This window comes from Deinococcus sp., assembly GCF_025362455.1.
In the GTDB taxonomy this organism is placed as follows: Bacteria; Deinococcota; Deinococci; order Deinococcales; family Deinococcaceae; genus Deinococcus.
Map to the genome: position 1 here is coordinate 1 of NZ_JANYGJ010000200.1, position 4,930 is coordinate 4,930.

General features: G+C 65.7%; 5 protein-coding genes. All 5 read right to left on the bottom strand.

The annotated features are described in order from the left end of the window. Nucleotides 1-258 precede the first annotated feature (258 nt). On the bottom strand, nt 259-735 hold the full coding sequence (locus Q0R23_RS14425) for a DinB family protein (protein WP_293914081.1): 477 nt from the start codon (nt 733-735) through the stop codon (nt 259-261). A gap of 34 nt (nt 736-769) precedes the next feature. Further along, nucleotides 770-1,915, bottom strand: coding sequence for a UDP-N-acetylglucosamine 2-epimerase (non-hydrolyzing) (wecB, locus tag Q0R23_RS14430; protein WP_293914082.1), 1,146 nt, complete (start codon nt 1,913-1,915; stop codon nt 770-772). 192 nt (nt 1,916-2,107) lie between these two features. Then, a complete protein-coding gene (locus Q0R23_RS14435; RefSeq protein ID WP_293914083.1) occupies nt 2,108-3,250 on the bottom strand; it encodes an MraY family glycosyltransferase in 1,143 nt (380 codons plus the stop codon). 492 nt (nt 3,251-3,742) lie between these two features. After that, entirely contained in the window at nt 3,743-4,396 is a 654-nt protein-coding gene (upp, locus tag Q0R23_RS14440) for a uracil phosphoribosyltransferase (RefSeq protein WP_293914084.1), read from the bottom strand. Nucleotides 4,397-4,489: 93 nt separating this feature from the next. Further along, nucleotides 4,490-4,711: a ribbon-helix-helix protein, CopG family gene (locus Q0R23_RS14445; protein WP_293914085.1), complete on the bottom strand. Its 222-nt coding sequence runs from the start codon at nt 4,709-4,711 to the stop codon at nt 4,490-4,492. Between the last annotated feature and the right edge of the window lie 219 nt (nt 4,712-4,930).

Genomic DNA, 4,930 nt, shown 5'->3' on the forward strand with positions numbered 1-4,930 from the left:
TGACTGGATCGCCGCTTTCAGGGCCGGAAGGTCGCGCTCAGAGCAGTACTCCGAATTACGCCACGGGGAAAACAGCCTCCCCGCGCCTCCATTCTGCGTCCTGCTCAGTCAAAACTACTCGCTCTGCTCGGTCATAAAAAGGGTCTTTTTATGACATCTGCTCTAGTACAGCGTCCCGGCAATTTCGTTACCCTCGCCCCCTGCAAAACTGGTACAGCTCGCACAGAGAGTCGCACAGGCGCTTGCGGAACGCTGGGCTCAGGCTGGTCGCAGGCGGCGGTGATAATTGATCTGCCCCAGGTGCCAGTTCAGGTGGCCGTACAGGTGCAGGAGGAGGTACGAGGTCGTCATGCCCGGCGGAAAACCGAGAGCGGCGAGGTTCAGTGGAAACGGCTGTTCCAGCGAGGCTTCGTCCAGTCCGGTCAGGGTCGTCCGGACGATCTTTGCCGTTTCGTCCAGTGCGGCCAGCAGCTCGGCGCGGGGCACGTTCCGAAGACTGAATTCAGCCGCCCAGTCACGGGCGTAAGGCAAGCCGCCCAACTCGGCGCCGATGAGGTGCCGCAGATTGCCCACCAGATGCAGCGCCAAGGTGCCCGCCGAATTCTTGATGTCGCTCCCCGCAGACGCCTCCGGCAGCCACCAGATCGACGCCTCGTCGGGATAGGCCCGCAACTCGTCCATGAGCTTCTGAAGGTCGCGCCCGAACAGGGCCGACAGCTCGGTCAATGTCGTCATGCCTCCACCTTACCATTGTCAACCCAATTCACTGTCAATCCAGTTCACTGTCAATCCAATCCTGGGGCCGCTCCGAGAGCCCAAAGTGCCAGGCCACCGCCTGCGCGACGCGGCCCGCCGCCTGGCCGTCGCCGTAGGGGTTGCGGGCCTGTTTCATGCGCGAGAGCGTCTCAGGGTCAGCGAGCAACTCCAGCAGCACGCGCCGGACCTGGGGACCGTCGTTGCCCGCCAGCTTCAATACGCCCGCCGCCACGCCTTCGGGGCGCTCGGTGACGTTGCGCAGCACGGCGACCGGTACGCCCAGCGCCGCGCCTTCCTCCTGCAAGCCCCCGGAGTCGGTGGCCAGCAGCTCGGAGGCGGCCATCAGCGGGGCCATGTCGTGGTAATCGAGCGGCTCGCACAGTTCGAGGTTGGATAGATTGCTGAGCACCGGAAACACCGCCTCGCGCACTGCCGGATTCAGGCTCACCGGATAGACGAAATACAGCTCCGGATGCGCGGCGGCCACCTCAGCCAGGGCACGGGCCAGTTCCGGCATCACCGGCAGGTTCTCGCGGCGGTGCATGGTGATGGTCACGAGCCGCTGTCCGGCGTCCAGTCTGGCTTGCCACTCCGGGCGTAGCGGCACCCGCCCGGCGACCATCCGCACGGCGTCCACGGCGGTCTGGCCGGTGACGAACAGGCCACCCTCCGGCTTGCCCTCGCGGCGCAGGTTGGTAGCGGCGCCGCTCGTGGGCGCGAAGTCGAGCGTGCTGAGCACCCCGGTCAGGCGGCGGTTGGCCTCCTCCGGAAACGGCTCACTCAAACTGCCCGAACGCAACCCCGCCTCGACGTGGCCCACCGGGATGCCCTCGTAGAAGGCGCTCAGCGCCACGCAGAAGCTGGTGGTGGTGTCGCCGTGGACCAGCACCATGTCCGCACCCATCCGCCTGAGCATCTTGCCCGCCTGGGGCACGATCTTGCCGGTCAGGTCGGCCAGCGTCTGGCGCTCGGTCATCACCTGCAAGTCCTCGTCGGGCCTGATTCCGAAGGCCGAGAGCGCCCCGTCGAGCTGCACGCGCTGCTGCCCGGTCGAGAGGATCAGCGGCCTCAGACCCTCGGTCTGCTGCAAGGCGGTATAGACCGGCGCCATCTTGGTGGCTTCGGGGCGGGTGCCGAAGGCGAGGATGATCGTTTTCATGGAGTCCTTGGGGGGCGGGCTGGCGCCCGGCGTGTGGATTGTGGCGTGTGGCTCGTGGCGTGTGGGAAGGGCGAAGGCGGGTGTGATCCGGCTCAGTTCATCTGTTTGCTGTTGCTGGAGATCAGGACAGTGACGGTGGGCTCGCGTTCAGACCCTGCTCTGTTTCCACAGGCCACACGCCACACGCCTCTCCTAATTCAGCTCTTTACGTCCCTGCGCCGCCTCGACCATCTGCGCCCGGATGCGGCGGGCGGCGACGTACCAGAGGGCGCCGCCGATGAACAGGGCGGTCAGGATCACGGTCATCGGCGCGATCTTCTGGACGAACATGCCGAGTACCCCGCAGATCAGCGCCGCCGCCCACAGAAGGGCGGCGGTGCGGCGGGCATTGCCGGTGCGGGCCAGCACCCGGAAGTGCAGGTGGGTCTTGTCCGGGTGGCGCAGCGGGTTGCGGATGCCGCGTGCCAGGCGACCCAGCACGACCTGGGTGGTGTCCACGATGGGCAGCGCCATAATCAGCAGCGGCACGATCAGGCTGGCCCCGGCGCTGACCTTCAGCGTGCCCAGCAAACTGACGGCGGCCAGCGTGTAGCCGAACATGGTGGAGCCCGCGTCGCCCATGATGATCCGGCTGGGATTGAAATTGTGCCGCAGATACCCCAGCGCCGAGCCTGCCAGCCCGGCCAGCAAGATAACGGCGGCGGCCCGGTCGGGAAACTGCGCCGCCGTGACCAGCAGCACCATGCTGGCGATAAACGCCACGCCGCCGACCACACCGTCTACCCCGTCGAGCAGGTTCATGGCGTTGGTCAGGCCGACGACCCACAGCACGGTCAAGGCGATGCCCAGCAGGTTGGCACCCGGACCGCCCAGGCCGTGCAGGAAGGGAACGGCATGCACGTCGATGCGCAGGCCATTGACCAGCAGCAGCGTGGCCGCGAGAACCTGCACACCCAGCCGGAACATCGGCGTCAACTCGAACTGATCGTCGATGAAGCCCACCAGCACCAGCAACGTGGCGCCCAGCAAAATCGCCAGCACCTGTACGTTGACCGTCTCGATGACGATGGGCCGCAGCGCCCAGCCCACCACCAGGCTGACGATGAAGCCCGCGAAAATCGCCAGCCCGCCCGCGTTCGGCAGCGGCACGGTATTGATCCGCCGCTCGTTGGGCGCGTCGGCCCAGCCCACCCGCAACGCGAAGGCCCGAACCTGCGGAATGAAGCGCCAGGTAATCAGCGCGGCGGTGATGAACGTCAGCAACACGGCCCAGAACCCGCGCCCGAAGAGGTCGGCGATGCCCAGTTGCTGCGCGAAGGTGCGAAGTTGATCCATAAAGTGTCAGGGGTAGTCTACGCGGAAGGGGACGTGTGGGGAGTGGGGAAAGCGGGGAGTGGGAAGGGATGGAGGGCATGAGCTGGCGTTTACTCACCCTCACCCCGCTGCTGCGCAGCGCCCCTCTCCCACAGGGGGCGAGGGGTCAGGAACACGCGCCCAGTGAGCGTTTTTGACTGGAGTAGACCACTACCTTCCAGCGAGGTCAGTTATGGGCGTATGTGGAGCACGGGCGCCCTACGGAACAGACCACGATGTGGAGAACACGGCGAAAAATTGTGCGTGTGGGACGACGCGGAAGTACCATGCCTAGCGCAGCGACAAGCTCCCTCGCCCCACCGGGGCGGGGGCTTCTTGGCCAGAACGGACGCGCCTGGGCACGCCTGGCCGCTGGGGGGTGGGGGTGCATTCGCATTCGCAAAGAGCCGGAGCCAAAACAAAGCAACATCACCGCCCAAAACCCGTCCAGCCCAGAAACGCCGCGTTCCCGCCCTACTTCGTTCCGTAAATCCGGTCCCCCGCGTCGCCCAGGCCCGGCACGATGTAGCCGTGATCGTTCAGGCCGGTGTCGATGGCGGCAGTGACGATATCGACGTCGGGATGGGCGGCGTGAACCAGTGCGATACCCTCCGGCACGCTGAGAATGGTCATCAGCTTGATGCTCTGGGCGCCCGCGTCCTTGAGGGTCTGGATGGCGGCCACGGCTGAGCCGCCCGTCGCCAGCATCGGGTCGGTGACAAACACACGGCGCTCGGCGATGTCCTGGGGCAGCTTGGAGTAGTAGGCCACCGGCTTCAGGGTCTGCGGATCGCGGTACAGGCCGATGTGGCCGACCTTGGCGGCGGGGACCAGGCGCACCATCGCGTCGGCCATAATCAGCCCGGCGCGCAAAATGGCGACCAATGCCAGCTTTTTGCCGCTGAGCATCGGAAACTCGGCCTCGGTGAGCGGCGTGCTGAGGCGTTCAGGCTCGGTTTCCAGGTCGCGCATGGCCTCGTAGGCCAGCAGCAGACTGATCTCACCGGCCAGTTCGCGGAACTCCTTGACGCCGGTGCGCACGTCACGCATCAGCGAGAGCTTGTGCAAGATCAGCGGGTGGTCGGCCACGGTGAGCTTCGGGGCAGCGGTCTGGGCAGGCGTCGTCATGGGGCTCAGGGTAGCGCACGCTCAGGTTTCGGCGACCTGCGGGCTCAGGTGGTCGCCGACGCCAGGCATCAGGTCAGCCGCCGGGCGCCGTGTTCAGTCGTCCCAGGCCCGAACGCCGGGCTGCCAGACCTCAACGTCCGGCTGAGCCTGGAAGCTCCGGCGGTGAGTCTCCTCCAGCTTTGCATTTCGGCGGCGCTTGACTTCGGCCCGCAGCGCAGTGCGGATCACGGCGCCGCGAGGTTCCTGTCCGTCTGTCGCCGCTTCGTTCAGGGCGCCGAGCAGGTCGTCATCGAGGGTAAATCGCACCGTCTTCATCCGGACTACTCTAGAGCAGATGTCATAAAAAGACCCTTTTTATGACCGAGCGGAGCGAGTAGTTTTGACTGAGCAGGACGCAGAATGGAGGCGCGGGGAGGTTGTTTTCCCCGTGGCGTAATTCGGAGTACTGCTCTAAGTATTTCCTTGTCAAGCTTTAGGTTTACCGAGCGGAGCGGGCAGGCGTGCCCAGGCGGACTTGCAAAGCTCCGCAGGAGA